This is a genomic window from Vibrio sp. T9 (assembly GCF_003123985.1).
GTDB lineage: Bacteria > Pseudomonadota > Gammaproteobacteria > Enterobacterales > Vibrionaceae > Vibrio > Vibrio diabolicus.
The window spans coordinates 1-20,608 of record NZ_NIGY01000001.1 but is presented as its reverse complement, the minus strand read 5'-3'; the positions used below and the strand labels follow the sequence as shown (position 1 = coordinate 20,608).

The 20,608-nt window shown below is 46.3% G+C and carries 6 protein-coding genes; 4 read left to right on the top strand and 2 right to left on the bottom strand.

The window, feature by feature from the left end; all coding sequences use genetic code 11:
- The first annotated feature begins 56 nt into the window (after window positions 1–56).
- Window positions 57–1,460 carry a methyl-accepting chemotaxis protein gene (locus tag CBX98_RS00030; protein WP_109168313.1) on the top strand — a complete coding sequence of 468 codons (1,404 nt, stop codon included), beginning with the start codon at window positions 57–59 and terminating at the stop codon, window positions 1,458–1,460.
- 162 nt (window positions 1,461–1,622) lie between these two features.
- Complete coding sequence (locus CBX98_RS00025; protein WP_172605899.1) at window positions 1,623–2,816, top strand: class I SAM-dependent methyltransferase; 1,194 nt, start codon at window positions 1,623–1,625, stop codon at window positions 2,814–2,816.
- Between the two features lie 77 nt (window positions 2,817–2,893).
- On the opposite strand, the gene CBX98_RS00020 is transcribed toward CBX98_RS00025, so the two are convergent.
- Entirely contained in the window at window positions 2,894–8,257 is a 5,364-nt protein-coding gene (locus CBX98_RS00020) for a Calx-beta domain-containing protein (RefSeq protein ID WP_172605898.1), read from the bottom strand.
- A 402-nt stretch (window positions 8,258–8,659) separates the two neighbouring features.
- Here CBX98_RS00020 and CBX98_RS00015 point away from each other — a divergent pair, with 402 nt between their 5' ends.
- Both CBX98_RS00015 and CBX98_RS00010 read left to right on the top strand, forming a co-directional pair.
- Window positions 8,660–9,976 (top strand): TolC family outer membrane protein, encoded by a 1,317-nt coding sequence (locus CBX98_RS00015; RefSeq protein WP_172605897.1) that lies wholly within the window; start codon window positions 8,660–8,662, stop codon window positions 9,974–9,976.
- Window positions 9,977–9,978: 2 nt separating this feature from the next.
- Window positions 9,979–10,593, top strand: coding sequence for an OmpA family protein (locus CBX98_RS00010; RefSeq protein WP_172605896.1), 615 nt, complete (start codon window positions 9,979–9,981; stop codon window positions 10,591–10,593).
- Between the two features lie 87 nt (window positions 10,594–10,680).
- On the opposite strand, the gene CBX98_RS00005 is transcribed toward CBX98_RS00010, so the two are convergent.
- Window positions 10,681–20,559 (bottom strand): tandem-95 repeat protein, encoded by a 9,879-nt coding sequence (locus tag CBX98_RS00005; RefSeq protein WP_242446567.1) that lies wholly within the window; start codon window positions 20,557–20,559, stop codon window positions 10,681–10,683.
- Window positions 20,560–20,608 lie beyond the last annotated feature (49 nt).

Genomic DNA, 20,608 nt, shown 5'->3' with positions numbered 1-20,608 from the left:
CTTTTCGTCTATTCACCCCACTAAGGATAGTGGGTTTTTGCACGGTTATTATAATTATGAAAGAAATTCCATTCCGCTGGATTGATAAGTATCTCATTCACTTAAAGATTCAAGAAAAGTTCTATTTGCTCTTCGTTCTCCCTCTTCTTGCTTTAGTCATTCTCACTCTCGTCCTTAATAGCGCGGCTAATACGTTGACCTCAAGTATGTACCAAGAAGAGCTCATGCTTATGAAAGGTCTGATAGAGGCAGGCAACCTTTCTCAATCTCAAGTAGCAAGCCTCATAGCTGGTTCAGAAACCGTTTCTATTGGCTCAGGGCCGCAATCCGTGTCAGTTTTAAATGGTGCGTACAGCTTGGTTGCAAACCATGAACTTTCATTATGGTCTGCCCTATCAACGACTCAAGTGAGCATCATCTGTGTGAGCTTGTTTATTCTCGCGCTTGGCGTTTACTACATCATGACGTTTATCGGCGGCGCAATGTTCACGATGAATAAAGCATTAAACACCCTAGCGGATGGTGACCTAACCGCGAGAATGAACTTCTTCCCAGTTCGCGACGAGTTTAGTGAAATTGCTATTACGATAGACAAAGTTGCAGAGCGAGAGCAACAAATGGTGCTGTCGATTCAAGAGTCTGTGGCGTTAATGCAACAAATTAGCTCAGACCTGAATCAATCAATTCATCACAGTTCAGATATTTCTGCGACGCAACAAGAGCACCTCAACTCTCTTGCGAGTGCAACGGAACAGATGGCATCAACGATTCGAGAAGTCGCGACATTAGCCCACGATTCAAGCGCGCAAACCGATGATGCACGCAGCGTGGCTCAGTCTGGACAAGTAAAAGTAGAGAATACGCTTCACTCGATTTCGAACCTCTCTAATGAGATTCAATCTGCGTCTCAAGCAGTAGCGGAGTTAGATGCCAATGCCGCACAAATTGATGAAGTCGTGACAACCATTAATGGGATTTCCGAGCAAACTAACCTACTTGCATTGAACGCAGCCATTGAAGCAGCACGTGCTGGTGAGCAAGGTCGTGGATTTGCGGTCGTTGCGGATGAGGTTCGCGCTCTTGCGGGACGTACTCAACAAGCAACTGTTGAAATCCAAACGATGATCGAATCATTACAGCGTAACAGTCAATCACTTACTAAACTGATGGAAGTGACTGTCAACAATGCAAATGAGGGACAAAACCTCATGACGGAAGTGAATCACGAAATCGGCTCTTTGGCAGATAAAAATCAAACTATCTCCGACAGTAGCATTCAAATTGCAACAGCGGCTGAAGAACAAGGTGTAGTCGCGGACAATATCGCCTCAAGCGTTGAAGAGATTCGAGTTCAAGCAGATAACGTGTGCAATATGATCAGCACGACTTCACAAAACGTGGATCAACTGCGTACGCAAAGCGACACCATGGAATCGCTCCTTACTGGACTTAAAGCGTAGCAACGTAATCTGTTACGACCAGTTCAAATAAAAGGGTTACTTTGGTGACCCTTTTTTGTATTTAAAAGCCACTACAATGTACTGGATTGCCGAGGGATATTGCTTTTACCATTCACATCCCGGACAATACGCCCCTTTCAAAATTCAACAAGAGCTAATGAAATGACAGCTGCTATCTATTTGGTAAAAGGTCGTGAGAAATCGGTCAAGCGCAAGCACCCTTGGATCTTCTCTCGAGGCATCAACAAAGTTGAGGGCGAACCGGCTCTTGGCGAAACGGTTGATGTATTCACTCACGACGGTAAATGGCTAGCTAAAGCGGCATATTCGCCAGCTTCACAAATTCGTGCTCGTATTTGGAGTTTTGATAAAGAAGAAATCGACACCGCGTTTTTCGTAAAACGATTAAAAGACGCACAACTTCTTCGTGAAGACATTATCGAACGTGATGGCCTTACGGGTTACCGCCTTATCGCGGCAGAGTCTGATGGTATGCCAGGCGTTACGATTGACCGTTACCAAAACTTCTTTGTGTGTCAACTTCTCAGTGCTGGCGCAGAACACAATAAACAGGCCATTGTTGATGCTCTAGTTGAGTGCTTCCCTGATTGTAATGTGTACGAGCGTTCTGACGTCACGGTACGTAAGAAAGAGGGTTTGAAAGAAGCCACTGGTGTACTGCACGGCGAAGAACCACCTAAATCGGTCGTCATCGAAGAAAATGGCGTAAAGATTAGTGTAGATATCGTTGGCGGTCATAAAACAGGTTTCTACCTAGATCAACGTGATAGTCGCCAGCAAGCGATGAAATATGTGAAAGGCAAAGAAGTTCTTAACTGCTTCTCTTACACAGGTGGCTTCGGACTTTACGCTCTGAAAGGTGATGCAAAGCGTGTGATAAACGCTGACGTATCACAACCTGCTCTAGACACTGCGAAGTTCAACGCAGAACTGAATGAATTTGATATCTCGAAGAAGCGCGCCGTGTTCCTAAACGCAGACGTGTTTAAACTGCTTCGTGAGTATCGTGACCAAGGAACTCAGTTCGATGTGGTTATCATGGATCCACCTAAGTTTGCAGACAGTAAAGCCCAACTAAACGGCGCATGTCGTGGTTACAAAGACATCAACATGCTAGCAATGCAAATTCTAAAACCGGGCGGCACGCTACTGACCTACTCGTGCTCTGGCTTGATGGATCAAGTTTTGTTCCAGAAAATCATTGCTGACGCAGCCTTAGATGCTAACCGCCAAGTAAAGTTTGTGGAGCGCTTTGAACAAGCTGCTGACCACCCAACCGATACAGCATACCCGGAAGGTTTCTACCTGAAAGGTTTTGCATGTAAAGTTCTGTAATCACAGTGCTAGTGTACCGTATTATTAAATAAAAAAACGGAGCGAAAAAGCGCTCCGTTTTTTTTATTTTTGGCCATCTATTCTCGTAATTGCTCGAGATTAGAAATCAGACTATTGGCAATATCGGCTGCAGAGGCACCATCAAAGTTAACCTCTAGCTGTTGTCCATCTTTGTTGATGGTCAACGTCGAGTTACCTCCACTTTCAGTCACTTCAACGGAAATGTCATCCACACTGCCGCGATAGTCACCCGAACCAAGATCATCAAGCAAGGCGGAGATATCCGTACCACTCATATCATCAAATACATCGGTAAAATCAAGCTGATCCCCGTCACTGAAATCTGTCACGGTATCAGTTGCGGATTGCATTTCTGTCCATTTGAATACGTCATCACCTTCACCGCCAGTCAAGATATCATTACCTAAACCACCGATGATCAGGTCATTGCCTTCAGTACCAACCAGAATATCATCGCCATCTGTCCCCATAACCAGATTCAGATCCGAATTTAAGGCCATGGTTTGATAACCAAGCGCCGTGACAGCGTCTACCGTGACGTTCTCGAAATCAACCGCTACCGTAGCTTCGTTACTTACCGCACCATCAGTGTCAATAGCTTGGTAGGTAAAGTCATCGTTCACGTCAGTAAAACTGGTGATTTCAGTTCCCACCAAGGTAAAGCCCGCTTTATCACTCGCGCTATCGGTTTCTGGAGTAAGTCGAATTTCATCAAAGCTGCCATTTGCTAACGCAACGGTAATAGAACCTTCGTGGTTGCTGGTATAAGTAATATCCGTTGAGTAAAACTGCTGAACATCAACAAGTGCACCATTTAGGAAGATGTATGCCGTTAACCATGCACCACCACTGTTGAAGCGGTCATTCAGACTGGCTAAGTTCAGTTTCGCTTCGGCAGCTGATAAATCCTCATCCAGTTCTAACGTAATATATTCACCAGTACTGATTTCATCACCCTGACCCGTTTCATTTGGCGAAACGACAACCAATCCGACCTGTTGATTCGCAAAATCGACTGAAATCTGAGCGTCGGAATCAAAGATGATGCTGTTGCCAATGGTGATGATCTGGCCTCCAGTGAACGTTAAGTTCGAGTTAGGAGGAGTGTAAGAACCAACCAAAATATCTTTCCCTTGATCTTCAAGAAGATCGGCTGAGTCAAAGCTCTGCTCCTCAAAGAAATCTTCAGTCAGACGATACTTAACCTCTGTGTTTTCAGGGAACTGTGTGGTTTCGTCTATAATGACTTCCTGTCCATTTCCATCCACATAATACAGTTCACCGTGTTCAGGAAGGCTAACGACCTGAATTAAAATATCATCATCATTTGCAGTAACTGCGTCATCTTCGAGATCTTCAACACGCTGTTCCCCAGACGTCGTTAATCCATCAAACTCAACATCCTGAACCGGGAAAATACCATTTTGAACATCGAGCGAAATGATGAAATCACGGGCTGTAGGTGGTGAGTTATCCACGATGGTCGCCAGACCAGTATCGCTGCCCTGAACTGCTCCCAAGCCAGTTGCTGTAACGCTGAAATCTTCAGAGCCTTCGTACACACCGTCATCAATTGATTCGATGCGTAGATCAAATTCCGTCATACCTGCCGGCACCGTCACGATGCCACTGACAGGTACACTTACCCAACCTGAACCGGTGTTGTACTCTAGAGTGCCAAGGTCACCTACTTCTGTTTCATCCAGGTTCAGCGTTAACTGAACCTGGACCGCGGCTTCTGAAGCATTACTCAATGACACGGTAAATGTAGCGAAACTACCTTCATCAATGGTACCCGCATCCGAGATAGACACAGTTGGTCGATCGTCGTCCGTTTTAGTGCCATCATCCACAATGGTCGCTAAACCAGTATCAGTGCCCTGAACTGCGCCCAAACCCGTCACGGTCACGCTGAAGTCTTCCGGACCTTCATAAACTTCATCATCAATGGTCGCAATGCGCACATCAAATTCGGTAAGCATTGCTGGCACTGTTACGATGCCATCGACAGGCACAGCAACCCAACCTGCTCCGGTGTTATATTCTAGCGAGCCAAGATCATCCACTTCTGTTTCGTCTGGGTTTAAGGTCAACTGCACCTGGACTGTACCTTCCGAAGCATTACTCAATGACACGGTAAACGTCGCGATATTACCCTCATCTACGATACCCGCATCTGAGATAGATACGGTCGGGCGATCATCATCCGGGTCAGGACCAGGGCCGTTACCACCGTCGTAAATAATGCCCAGCGCACTGTCACTGCCTAGGACGCCCGTGTCACCTTGTACCGCCACAGTGAAGGTTTCATCCCCTTCGTAGACGCCATCATCTGTGGTTGGCACAGTGACTTTCAGCTCGTTCTCACCGGCGGGAATGGTATACGTACCGTCACTGTTGGCATTCACCACTGTCACACCATCAGCAAGGGTCACCACAAAGCTACCTATATCGTCCGCTTCCGCCGTGTTGCTGCCGTCGGTTGAGGTGTTCAACCTGACGGTCACATCGATATCGGCTGCCGCCGACAATCTAACGGTATACACAGCATCGGTACCTTCGTTAACACCCACGCTATCTTCAACGATGTAGACATTCGGACGGTCATCATCTGGATCGGGACCTGGACCACTGCCGTCATCCACAATCGTCGCCGTGCCCGTATCACTGCCTTGTACTGCGCCAATGCCCGTTACCGTAACACTGAAATCTTCCGGACCTTCGTACACTGCATCATCAATGGAAGCGATACGCACATCAAACTCAGTCTGCCCGGCAGGCACCGTCACCACGCCATCGTTTGGCACCGCAACCCAACCGGAGCCCGTGTTGTATTCTAAGGTACCTAAGTCTCCGACTTCGGTATCGCCTAAGTTGAGGCCGAGTTCAACTTGAACACTCGACTCTGAGGCATTCGATAATGTGACTTTAAAGTTCGCCGTATCACCTTCATTAATGGTGCCAGCGTCGGTAATAGTCACACTCGGGCGGTCATCGTCTGGATCGGGGCCCGGGCCACTGCCGTCATCCACAATCGTCGCCGTACCTGTATCGCTGCCTTGCACCGCCCCAATGCCCGTTACCGTAACGCTGAAATCTTCCGGACCTTCGTACACTGCATCATCAATGGAAGCGATACGCACATCAAACTCAGTCTGACCGACAGGCACCGTCACCACGCCATCGTTTGGCACCGCAACCCAACCGGAGCCCGTGTTGTATTCTAAGGTACCTAAGTCTCCGACTTCGGTGTCACCTAAGTTGAGGCCGAGTTCAACTTGAACACTCGACTCTGAGGCATTCGATAATGTGACTTTAAAGTTCGCCGTATCACCTTCATTAATGGTGCCAGCGTCGGTAATAGTCACACTCGGGCGGTCATCGTCTGGATCGGGGCCCGGGCCACTGCCGTCATCCACAATCGTCGCCGTACCTGTATCGCTGCCTTGCACCGCCCCAATGCCCGTTACCGTAACGCTGAAATCCTCTGGGCCTTCATAAACGGCGTCATCAACAGAAGCGATGCGCACATCAAATTCGGTTTGCCCGGCTAGCACGGTCACCACGCCATTATTTGGCACTGCAACCCAACCACTTCCCGTGTTGTATTCTAAGGTGCCCAAGTCACCGACTTCGGTATCACTCAAGTTGAGGCCTAGCTCGACTTGAACAGTGGACTCGGAGGCATTCGACAGCGTCACTTTGAAGTTCGCCGTATCACCTTCATTAATAATGCCAGCATCGGTAATAGTCACACTTGGGCGGTCATCATCGGGATCAGGTCCAGGGCCACTGCCGTCATCCACAATCGTTGCTGTACCCGTATCGCTGCCTTGCACCGCACCAATGCCGGTTACCGTGACACTGAAATCTTCAGGGCCCTCATAAACGGCGTCATCAACAGAAGCAATGCGCACATCAAATTCGGTCTGTCCGGCAGGCACCGTCACCACACCGTCGTTTGGCACCGTAACCCAACCGGAGCCCGTGTTGTATTCTAAGGTGCCTAAGTCACCCGCTTCGGTATCGCCTAAGTTGAGGCCAAGTTCAACTTGAACACTCGATTCGGAGGCATTCGATAAGGTGACTTTGAAGTTCGCAGTCTCACCCTCATTAATGGTGCCAGCGTCGGTAATAGCCACACTCGGACGGTCATCGTCTGGATCGGGACCTGGGCCACTGCTGTCATCCACAATCGTTGCCGTGCCCGTATCGCTGCCTTGCACCGCACCAATGCCCGTTACCGTAACACTGAAATCTTCTGGACCTTCGAACACCGCGTCATCAATAGAAGCAATGCGTACATCAAACTCAGTCTGCCCGCCAGGCACGGTCACCACACCATCGTTTGGCACCGTGACCCAACCACTTCCCGTGTTGTATTCTAAGGTACCTAAGTCACCGGCTTCGGTGTCACCGAGGTTGAGACTTAGTTCGACCTCAACATCTGTAGCTGATGGATTCGATAAAGACACTTTAAAGCTGGCTAACTCACCTTCATTAATCGTCCCTGCATCGCTCATCATTACCGTTGGACGATCATCATCAGGACTTAAACCAGGCCCACTACCATCATCAACAATGGTTGCAATCCCAGTTGCAGGTGTACTTTGTTCTTCTGTGTTGCCTGAAAGCGTAAATGTTTCTGGACCTTCGAATATAGAGTCATTTATAGAGTCGAGAGAAACCGTAAAACCATTTTCCCCTAACGGGACCGACACAGTAAAAATACCGTTGTCATCGACTGAGATTTCTTCTGTTGTGCCATCGGAAAATGTTATGAGAACACTCTCGTTGACGTAGTCACTTCCGCTCTCGTCAGTAGATCCACCAGTCGCAGTCTGATCGAACAGAGAAAAAGTGATATTGATATTGTCTTCTGTTGGTTGGTTAAGTGTGACGTCGAAAGAAACCAGATCGCCCTCATTGACAGTTGGGCTAGAAATCTCTTGAACAATTACTGTTGCAGGAACTGATATTGCTGTTGGTTCTGGTGGTTGTATTTGGAAAATATCGAGTAGCGTCTCTACCTGAGTACTTGAAAATCCTATTCCGTCAGTTCCTACTGTCTCAAAATTGGTACTAGCGAGTAATTCAGCACCTGTGCGATCTATAGCCCCCGTATTTTGTGGGCTAGACCCGTTTCCTTCACCTGCAGCAGGATCAAACTCTTCACCCAGCTCAGTCGGGTCTTCCCCACTAGCAATTGCTTCAATTAACGCTGTGATATCATCAGTTACGTTTATCGAGCTTCCTTGTGGTGTCACCTGCTCGATCACAAGCTCAGAAGTATCTGATACCTCATCAATTATTAACTCTCCTGGTTGAGGTAGTTGTCCCTCTTCTAGGGTCCTAATTTCCCCATCCAGCCCGATAACCACGATGTTGCCCATCAATGAGCTCAAAGTTACTCGATCCATATCTACCTCGCCCCACTTCAAACCAAGTCAAAAGTTTGTCACCCCTACATTTACGTCTATAGTTTAGTCAAAATCATCATTTTTTCGTTGTATGCGCAGCTCGTGGGATGCTTGGTAACTCAAGGGGCGGAGTTATTCAAAAAGTACAGAGTTACGCTAGCTGCGAAACGCTATGATATTAAGAATTCAAGCTTTTCTCTGGCCTAAACATGCTGTGTTGCTGAGCAACATTTGCCATATGTGCTAAGGTTTAAAAAGGCGAAATTCTGGAATTTTTAAACAAAAGCCTAGTTTTAACAGTAGGTTGATAAATCCCTTACTCAAGCACTGTTATTTATGATGTTTCGTCTCAGTTATGAGATGAAACAGCAAAAAGCAACACGAATTTTTAGGAGAAATACCGTGAAATGGAACCGACTAAATATTGCTTGCTGCTGTAGTTTAATAGTGTCTTTACCCGCTTTCGGTCAAACTTTAGAGCAAGCCGTGGCATTGACGTTAAAAAACAATCCTGACATTAAGAGCGCATTTAACGAGTTCACCAGTCGAAAATACGTAAATGAAGCCTCTTCGGGCGCCTACTTACCTTCTATTGATTTAGATGCGGGCATTGGTTACGAGGGATTAGACCCTTCTGACGAGGTGGGACGTGGGGATACAGATTACACTAGAAAGGAAGCTTCGGTAACACTAACTCAGCTCATATGGGATGGCAGTGCAACCTTAAATGATATCGATCGTACCGCAGCTGACGCTGAATCAGTAAGATTTCAACTTTTAGCCGATGCATCAGATAAAGCACTTGAAGTCACCAAAGTGTATCTAGATGCAGTAAAAGCTTACGAAATACTCAAGCTTTCTGAAAATAACTTGGCGGTTCACAAAGATATTTACGAAGACATTAAAAAACGAGTCAACTCAGGTATCGGCTCTACCGCTGACTTAACACAGGTAGAAGCACGTTTGGCAAAAGCGCACGGTAATTTGGCAGCTGCTCAAAATAATTTGTACGACTCTCACACTATGTTCACTCGTTTAGTGGGTCAAACCCCGCAAGGGTTGATCTTTCCAAGAGCGGATCAGAATTTCATTCCATACACCATTGATGAAGCGGTAGGTTTGGCATTTGAGCTGCACCCTGTCATTCAGGTCGCGCTCGCAGACGTAGACTCGGCTAAGTTTCAATACAAACAATCTAAAGGTGTTAATTACCCAACCATTTCCATTGAAGCTTCACAAACATGGCGTGACGACGCTGATGGCTTAAAAGGCCGCAGTGATGAGACACTTGCCATGCTGCGTCTACGCTACAACCTATTTAATGGCGGCAGTGACGCTGCAAACTCAGAAAACTTCGCCTATCAGTTAAACAAAGCGAAAGACTTACGTGAAGGTGCTTATCGCAATGTTGAAGAAGGGTTAAAGCTTTCATGGAGCGCACTGGATTTGACCCTACAGCAAAAAGAGTTCCTGTCAGATCATGTAGACTCAGCATCTGAAACCGTTATTGCGTATGAAAAACAATATCGCATTGGTAAGCGAACGCTGCTTGATCTATTGAATACTGAAAACGAACTCTTTGAGGCACGTAAAGACTACTTAGATTCTAAATACGCAGAGCAGTACGCCAAATATCGAGTGATGAACGCAACAGGTCAACTGTTGAGTGCATTAAGGGTCGAAATGCCTAAAGAATGGCTAGAAGAAGTGGAGTATTAATTATGAAACACATAACTCTTATTGCACTCTCATTGATGATTTCGGCATGCAGTTCATCCGATAAAGGCGATGAATATGATTATATTGATACGCCAATTGCCGAGCAGTGGGCAGATCATCTTGATGATGATTCTGATGGAGTCATTAATGAGCGCGATTTATGTCCGGGTACTCCTTTAGGTGCCGAGATTGATAACGATGGCTGCGGTTCGTATGTCGACTCCTCGCAAGAAATGCAAATTCGAGTTCTGTTCGCGAATGATTCCGATGTGATCAATCCAATCTTTACGGAGCAAATTCGAGAACTATCCGACTTCTTGAAGGAGTATCCAAATACATCGATAGAGATTCAGGGCTATGCCAGTCGTACTGGTACTGCAGAACACAATCTTGACTTATCTAAACGCCGCGCTGAGAACGTTAGAAAAGAACTCATGATGAATGGTATTAGTGGAGATAGAGTCACCATTGTCGGCTATGGAGACACGGTACTTGCAACACAAGGCACCGACCAAGTGAGTCATGCGTTGAACCGTCGAGTCACCGCAACGGTGATTGGCCACAAAGGTGAAGTGAAGAAAGAGTGGACCGTTTTCACGACACTTCCTAAGAGCTAACATCGCAATGAACGGAGTTTAAAAGTAAAAGGTCTAGCAAAATGCTAGACCTTTTTTGATTTTCAATTTCACCTGTGGCTAGACATGCTACATGTCTTTGTATTGCGCTTCTAAACTTGCAATCAGACTTTGAGTCACATCATCGACACTTGCACCATCAAAATGGATGTCCAACGTCGAGCCTCCTTTCGTAATACTCAAGTTCGCTTCCGAGCCGCCATCTGGTGCCACTTCTACGTGATACTCTCCGACATCACCAGTATGATCACCTGATTGAAGATCATTAAGAAGCTCTCCAATTTCATCTTTAGATAAGTCATCAAACAGATCGGAGAAGTCTAAAGTATCCTCATCTTTGTTGAAATCAGTAACCGTATCAACCTCGTTGGTCACTTCACTCCACTTAAAGATGTCAGAGCCCTCATCTCCCGTTAAGATATCATTACCTAAACCACCAATCAGAATATCATCACCTTCACCGCCAACGAGTATGTCGTTACCACCCTGACCAAACAGTAAATCGTTGCCAGCACCACCAGATAAGTTATCCGACTTATCACCTTGGTGAGATTGGTTGAATTCTTCTAAGTTATTTTTAACGTATTCATGGATGTCTTCACCATCAATGGTAGAAACATCTTGACCCGTTTGCTGTGCCACATGTGATTGAATCGCACTCAAACCTTGCTCATTACCGCCAAATTCAATTAAATCACCCAGCAAGATATCGTCACCTTCTCCACCCTGAATAGTGTCTGAGCCTTGTTTTAGGGGCACATCTTGACCCAATATCGTTTCAGCAAGTTTAGTAACATCGATATCTGACTCTACCACACCATCAGTGTCATACTGCTTAAGTGTTTGTTCATCAACACCACTACCAAGACCTATCGACTCTACTGAAGACAATGCTGCTAACACTTGATACATATGTTGAGCTTGTGTTGAGCTACCACCTTCATCGTAGTAACGGATAGAACCATTATATCTGTCGATATCACCAAGGGTTCTGCCTGTTAGCGGTGAATATACCTGACCGTAACTATCTATAACGACGTCACCTTTGTAGGTAACCGTCTGTCCGTATGAATAACTACTGTTACTAACTATATCTTGCAGGGTAACAAGCTTGCCAGAATCATCGACATCCAAAATCACTTTCGAGAATTCATTCGGCGCTAAATGATAGAGATGCGTTGCTCTATTTGGTTGACCATCAGTAACAAAGTACGTGATATTTTGGCCATTAGGGTTAGGTTGACTGCTAAACCATTCAACAGCTGACTGTAAACCCGCCTCATAGTTTGTGCCGCCGTCACCCTCATCACCTATAGCACTATTCAGTTCTTTTACAAACTCATCTCTTGCTGTTGGAGAACTCAAGTCAACGGAAATAACTGCTGACGCACTTGAAGCAAACTCACTGAGGTGAATATTCACTGTTCCAGGCTTCTCACCCTGATTTGCAGCGCTTAACAGTTCATCAAACACATCTAGCACTTCTTGCTTCGCAGTTCCTACCCAGCTACCCATGCTCCCTGAAGTATCCAAAACAAAGGCGATGTTGTAGTCCTGACCCGCAATAATCTCCAATCCTTGTACATCGCCAACAATAATATCGTGATCGTCACTGCCCGTTATCTGATCGTTCCCATGTGAACCCGACTCTAGAACATAGTCACGAGCTGTAAGCTCAACAGACTCTGTTGTTGAAGCAGCATCATTATTTGCTTCTTCAACCGACGTCGCGGTAACGCTTAGTGGGAACTCTAGACTACCTTTATAATCAAACGGCACTCTGATATCTAAAGAGACCTTACCGTTAGCATCCAGGGTGACAAGGTAATTACCGTTTGCGTCCTGATTAACGGCATGTCCATCGATATACAGCTCTACACCATCCGGCAAACCTTCCACAAAAACAGTTTGCGCCAAGCTTTCACTTCCATCGACATCAACCAAATCAACGTTAATATCAACGGGAATCCAACGCTCTTGAAGCACTTCATAGGTACCGTCGGGCTTCAATTCAACGACTTTGTCTGCAAAAACAATTCGTTCAATCTCATATAAGTGATCACCACGATCATCACTACCTGTGTGGTCGTTTACCGAATCGATAGAACGATTATCTAGCAAAATCCAATATGGGACTTGACCTCCATGATCGTCTTTGAAGGTCATTTTGTAGTCACTGAAGTTTCCAGTTAAGTAAACCGTATCTTGGCCATCATAATCTGTAATAGTGGACGCATCATCACCATAGAAAGAATCGTTATTACCACCGCCAATAAATACGTCATCACCGCCGCCACCATAGAAGGTGTCATTGTAATCAGTCCCAACGAATAAGCTATCGGTATCACTTCTGTCGTTGTTGTTTCCTAGCATCACTCCGGTGTATGAGTGATTTTTTTGCACAACATCATCCAAACCAAGATCAGCAGCGACGAGTTCATTCTCTGTAGGCGTTTTATCTATCGCAGAAGTGGCTAAGTTGTGATTAGGATCAACAGCATCTCTCTTTACTAACTCTCCAACATTAATCGTGATCGCAGGGGCATCTGCAACTGCGACAACGTTGATATCAAGCGTATTTGTTGCGCCAGTATTTGTGGTGTAATTAATTAATGGAACATCACCTGACCAGTGCTCGGTAGGTTCAAATACGTAACTACCATCTTGGTTTACTAATAAAGTACCACTAGTCAAAGATACGTTTTCACCTACCGCATAGTCAGTGCCATTAATAGTAATGTGATCAACCATCAGAAGGTTGTCGTCATCAGAGTCATTACGCAATACGTTACCCTGTAGCGAATTATCTTCGTTGGTCTTCCCAATATCACTTTCCGTTTCCGTCGGTAAGTTCTCATGTACTACAACATTGATGGCTAAGTTAGACTCTGCTGAATCACCATTCGCGCGTTCTGTACTCGTTGCCGTCAAATTGATTGTGAAGTCATCATGGGAGCCAGCTGGTGGAGTCACAGTAAGTGTATCTAATGCCCAACTTGTCACGTCCAGTTCTTCATCAATGGTTGCTACAGTAATAGAACTGTTTCCATCTGAAAGGATCGCACCTACAGGTAAGCCAGTTAGCGTGACTTTAAGTGATTCAGAGCCATCTTTATCATTTAAGCTTGTTTTAATTTCAGAGAGCGGTATCGCTGTATCTTGTAACCCTTCGTTCAGCTGATATGTTTCGTAAAACGCAACACCATTAACTTCTTGTAGTTCAGACGTTCTGATATCAGTTGCTTCTAGTGCACTTTCATCACTAACTACGTAAAGACTGCTGTTGCTCAGATTGACAGGTGCTTGTCCATTAATGGATACATCCACATTAAAGTTACCCGGACCACTTTGGTTATGGTGATAAATTTCAATTGGATAAAAGCCAGATACCGAAGGTGTAAAGCTAGCACCCTTAATATCACCACTGTCGCTACCCCAACGAGCTTGATCAAGTAACGTACCACCCAACTTGATAGCAAGGCTATCATCTGCTTGGCCAACAAAGTCGTAACTCGATCCAGCTTCGAGATAAACAAGAGATGTGACTAGAACGGCCTCATTTGCCAAGGTTGCATGAGTCCCTAAATCTTCCACATTTGACCAACTCAATTGAGTTCCATCTGCTGCATCAAGAGCGTTGATCGCTGCAATTAGAGTCTCGCCGTTGACCCCCATGCCATTACTAGAACCAACTTGAACATTGCTCCATGTTGTAACGTTAAACTCTTGTTGGGGTAATGAGTTCTCGTGCGTCACTGCGATTAAGTTCGGTTTATCAGCGATAGGGTTTACGTCTATTGTCAGTGTTGACTCTTGACCGGTACTCTGTCCATCTGTTGGTTTAAAGCCAATTTGAGCGTAACTAGACTCCTGATCTCCGACTTGATTTCCGCCGAAACTGTCACTGCCAGACTCATTTAATTCAGGTACAAAACGAACACTGTTTTCATCAAAGAGCGATTTATCAAGCACTTGATCGATTTGGACAGACTGCCAATCGCCCTGCGAATCTTTATACTCTAATGACCCATCGCTAGGAAGCGTTGTGATTTGGACGGAGAGCTCTGATACGTTAGAGTCCACATCGCTAATACCGAATGATGACCAATCAAGTATCACTTGGGTATCTTCACTCATCTCAACCGCGGAAGGCGAAGATTCAGGTGCATCATTCACATTTACCAGAGAAACATTGACCTCGGCAGTATCAATCCCGCCAGTTCCATCGATAACCTCAACCTGAAGCGTATAATCGCCCAAGTCAACATCATCGATTGTCTTGTTCAATGAAATCTCTCCGCTTGTCGGGTCGATATCAAAAATACCATTAGTGGTCGAGCCATCTGCAAAGCGGTATACAAGCACGTCATTATCGTGATCTTCAGCAACGACCGTACCAATAACGGACCCACTCACCGTGTTTTCGTTAACTGACCCGAAGTCGTAAACATCATCATTTGGTTTGTCACCAGCACTATCGCCGTCAGAAATAAACTCTGGAGCGTGCTGAGCATCTATAATAGAGACTGTTGCTTCATTCGAGTCACTTGCAAGCGTCGAATCTGCACCAACCGTATCAATTAGAGTCACGGTTAGGTTTTCAAGATCTTCGTAAATACCATCATCGAGAGTTTTTATATCAATCGGCGCCGACGTTTTACCCGCTGGAATCGTGACTGTGTAAGTACTTGGAGCAATATAATCTTTGTCATCAACATTTCCGCCGATTGTGAATGTTACCAGTACATCTTCATCTGCTTTTTGGTCAATGTTGACGATAAATTTTGCATCACTACCTTCATCAACTGAGGATTGATCTGAGCCAATAGTCACTTTCGGTGCACTTTGGGCATCAACGATCACAACACTTGCGCTGTTATTTGAAGCAATGCTCGCATCAGCGCCATCCACCTCTTTAATGGTTACTGTGAAAGATTCTGCGCCCTCATAAATACCATCGGTGAGCGTCAGTAAGTCAAGAGCAGCTGAAGATTGACCCGCAGGAACTTCAACACTCAGAACGCCAACAAAATCTTTTCCATCTTGGGCCACGCCACTATATTCGACATCAACCGTAACGCTCTCATCTGCAACTTTATCAAGTGTCAGTGTAAAGCCTGCCGTTTCACCTTCATTTACGCTGTTTTGATCAGCACTAATACTAACTAAAGGTGCAGGATCAGAATCCACAATATTTGCGTTACCAGTTGCAATACCATTACTGGTGACACTACCGATTTCCGTAACCGTCAGACCAAAGCTCTCACCACCTTCATGGACATTATCTAGTTTGGTCGGGACTGCGACTTTAATTTCAGCGACACCTAGAGGTATGGTAACGTCTCCATTAGGCGCCATATCTAATGTTTGAGTTTGACCATGAGTATCCACATAGGTCACTACCATAGTGCCTAAATCAACATCTTCCGCAGTATAGCTATCATCTGTTGTTGACTTCAGATTGACGACAACGGCCTCTTGAACAGGGTTAGAGAGTAAAACGGTAAATATTGCGTCAGTTCCTTCAATGACATCGCCGGCATCTACTACGCTAAGTTCTGTACTATCATTATCAAGAACTGTTGCCGTCCCCGTTTCACCGCCGATCTCAAGAACGATCGTTTCGCTGCTTTCCACAACCAAATCATTAATAGTCGGAATCGATATTTCGAAGCTGCTTATACCTGCAGGAACAATCAAGTAACCACCTAAGAAAACAACACCATTTGTGTAGGTTGCATTTGATAGATTTACGTCATTCTTATCAACTGAAGAACCTTGAGCAAGCATATCAACTTGGTACTTAACAGCAGTACTGGTGACTTCATCTAGAACAACCGAAAACGTGACATTGTCACCCTCAGTCACGCTATCACCGACCACAGACAGACTTGGCCCATTTTCAGCAACATTACCATCTAGCATTTCATTAACGATATTGACTATAGATGGATCGCTAACGCCACTTTCAGAGTCGACGGCCACATATCCAAAGCTGTCTTCGGCAGGAACACCTTCTACATAACGTAACTCCCAGTTACCTTCATTTTTCGTAGAAAAATCTAACTGAGTAATGACCGAAGCTTCAGGAAGAGCTAGCTCTTTCCCATAACCAACGCTTGTTTCTTGGAATAGCATGAAGTTGCCTTCAGGCTTCAAAAACTCGAACGTTTGAGTCTGTTGGACATTATTTGAATCTAAGTATGTAACCGTAATAAGCGCTGCGTTGTCATCACCGTAATCAAACAATCCACCTAGTCCATCTAGTCCAAGGTTTACGCTGCCCACAGGGTTATTAGACAAATCGATCGTAATTGTTTCACCCTTCTCAATACCCTGCCCATCATTGTCAGCAATACCATTGCCGATATGTGACACCTGGCGGTTGTATTGAGCAAGCTCATCACTATCAGAAGATATAGTGATGGAGGAACCATTTACTAAATGCTCAGTACGGGAATGTGAAGGACCTCCGTCCTCACTTAGCCCCCAATTGTTGAAGTCTGTTGTAGACTCAGAGCTATTAGGAGTATCTGGGCGACCCTTGATACCTAATAAGAAACCAACATTATCAGCTTCATAGTAAAGACTGTCTTTGTCATAAAGCGTATCGCTTACTTCTTTAATTTCGTGCAACTCACCGTCACTATCTTTAAAGAACAACGTACCTGATGTTGGCAGTTCAGTAATCCGAACATGTAGATCGTTGCTATTTAAGTCATCTTCAATATCCGCTATATGATCCTGAGAGTCGCCATCACCTAAAGGTTTCGTATCGGTATCAAACACAACGTGCGTAAGCTGATCATCGGCCACATGCGTAAAGTCTTCACTGTCAGGTTTGTCGTTTACTGGCGTGACATCAACTTTAACAATGGTGGATTCACTGACGCCCCCAGACGTAACGATGTAGGTGAAGCTGTCTGCCCCGTGATAGTTATCGTTTGGCGTGTAAGTTACGCTGCCGTCAGGGTTGACCGCGACCGTGCCGTTGGCTGGTCCGTTATTGGTATCGAGCGACACCACTTTATCGTCGCCTTCGAACGTGTCGTTACCTAAGACCTTGACGATGGTCGGCGTGTCTTCCACAACCGTCGCTTTATCTGCCACGATGTCTGCCACAGGCGCTACCGTGAAGTTCACCGTTTGGCTGATGCTTTCACCACTTGGGTCTTTAGCTGTGAACGTAATTGTCTCTTTGCCATTCCAATCCGCAGTCGGAGTGATGGTGGCAACGCCATTCACAATAGAAACCAACACGTTGCTGTTACCGGCTACTGAGAAGCTAAGCACGGAGTCGCTGTCTTTAAATGCGTCGTTTAAATCAATCGTGTAGGTCGCGAAATCTTCCGATAACACTTGATCTGCAATGGCATTTTCAACAGTCGGCGCATCGTTAACACGATTCACAACCAAGCTATCACTGTCGCTAGCCGTTGGATTAACACCATCCGACACTGACGCGCTGATAGTAAGGTCTTTAAGGTTGAGTTCATCGTTGTTAACCGCGTCAACACCCGCTTGAGTTAGCTTGACTTCATTGCCAACCAACACGAAGTAGCCGTTTGAGTTGTTTTCTAGAGAAATGGTTAATGGGTCTTCTGGCGTATCAGTATCACGAACCGTTAAGGTTGCGACTACCGTATCAGTGCTCACTGCATCTTCAGTGATGCTTTCTACGGCATCAACTTTGATAGTTGGCGCATCGTTTACTGGGTTAACGGTAACTACCACTTTCGCTTCGTCGGTCAATTGACCATCCGTTACGATGTAGGTAATTTCAGCGTCGCCATTGAAGTTTTCTGCAGGAGTGAAAACGAGTTTTCCATCCACCACTTCAACCGTACCCTGCTCTTTAGGTACAGAGGCTGATTCAATACTCAGCTTATCGCCATCCACATCGCTGTCGTTTGGCAGGACATCAATCGTCACTGCGGTGTCTTCTTGTGTCGTAGCGATGTCATCTTTCGCCACAGGCGCATCGTTGACCAGTGTCACATCGACGTTCACCGTGGTGGACTCACTTACGCCACCGGAGGTGACGAAGTAGGTGAAGCTGTCTGTACCGTGGTAGTTGTCGTTTGGCGTGTAAGTCACGCTGCCGTCAGGATTGACCGAGACCGTGCCGTTGGCTGGGCCGTTATTGGTATCTAGCGACACCACTTTATCGTCGCCTTCGAACGTGTCATTACCTAAGACATTAATGATGGTTGGCGTGTCTTCCACGACTGTCGCGCGATCAGATTCAATATCTGCCACAGGCGCAACTGTGAAGTTCACCGTTTGGCTAACGCTTTCACCGCTTGGATCGGTTGCAGTTAAGGTTAGGATTTCAGAGCCATTCCAGTCTGCCGTTGGAGTGAACGTAGCAATGCCATTGACGATCGCCACTTGAATGTTGCTGTTGCCAGAAACGCTGAAGCTCAGCTCGCCATCCACGTTATCCACATCGCTGAAAGCGGTATTCAGATTGATGCTGTATGGCGTAAAGTCTTCCGCCAAGGTTTGGTCTGCAATGTTGCTCTCAACCTCTGGCGTGTCGTTCACCGCATTCACGGTGACGTTGACCGTCGCTTGGTCGGTCAGTGTACCATCGGTAACGGTATAAGTGATTTCGGCGTCGCCATTGAAGTTCTCTGCCGGTGTGAAGACCAATTTGCCATCAACAATCTCGACTGTACCTTGGTCACTCGGCACAGATGCCGAGTCAATCGACAGCTTATCGCCATCAATATCGGTGTCGTTTGGCAGGACATCAATCGTCACTGGTGTATCTTCGTCAGTAACGGCATTGTCATTGGTCGCCACTGGCGCATCGTTCACTGGTGTGACATCGACGTTCACCGTGGTGGACTCACTGACCCCACCGGAGGTAACGATGTACGTGAAGCTGTCTGCCCCGTGGTAGTTGTCGTTTGGCGTGTAAGTCACGCTGCCGTCCGGGTTGACCGAGACCGTGCCGTTGGCTGGACCGTTGTTGGTATCCAGCGACACCACTTTGTCGTCGCCTTCGAACGTGTCGTTACCTAAAACTTTAATGATGGTTGGCGTGTCTTCCACAACCGTCGCTTTATCAGCCTCAATGTCCGCCACAGGCGCTACTGTGAAGTTCACCGTTTGGCTGACGCTTTCACCGCTTGGATCGGTGGCAGTAAAGGTTAGGATTTCTGAGCCGTTCCAGTCTGCGGTTGGGCTAATGGTCGCGATGCCATTTTCAATCGACACCAACACGTTGTTGTTGCCAGAAACGCTGAAGCTCAGCTCGCCATCCACGTTATCCACATCGCTGAAAGCGGTATTCAGATTGATGCTGTATGGCGTAAAGTCTTCCGCCAAGGTTTGGTCTGCAATGTTGCTCTCAACCTCTGGCGTGTCGTTCACCGCATTCACGGTGACGTTGACCGTCGCTTGGTCGGTCAGTGTACCATCGGTAACGGTATAAGTGATTTCGGCGTCGCCATTGAAGTTCTCTGCCGGTGTGAAGACCAATTTGCCATCAACAATCTCGACTGTACCTTGGTCACTCGGCACAGATGCCGAGTCAATCGACAGCTTATCGCCATCAATATCGGTGTCGTTTGGCAGGACATCAATCGTCACTGGTGTATCTTCGTCAGTAACGGCATTGTCATTGGTCGCCACTGGCGCATCGTTCACTGGTGTGACATCGACGTTCACCGTGGTGGACTCACTGACCCCACCGGAGGTAACGATGTACGTGAAGCTGTCTGCCCCGTGGTAGTTGTCGTTTGGCGTGTAAGTCACGCTGCCGTCCGGGTTGACCGAGACCGTGCCGTTGGCTGGACCGTTGTTGGTATCCAGCGACACCACTTTGTCGTCGCCTTCGAACGTGTCGTTACCTAAAACTTTAATGATGGTTGGCGTGTCTTCCACAACCGTCGCTTTATCAGCCTCAATGTCCGCCACAGGCGCTACTGTGAAGTTCACCGTTTGGCTGACGCTTTCACCGCTTGGATCGGTGGCAGTAAAGGTTAGG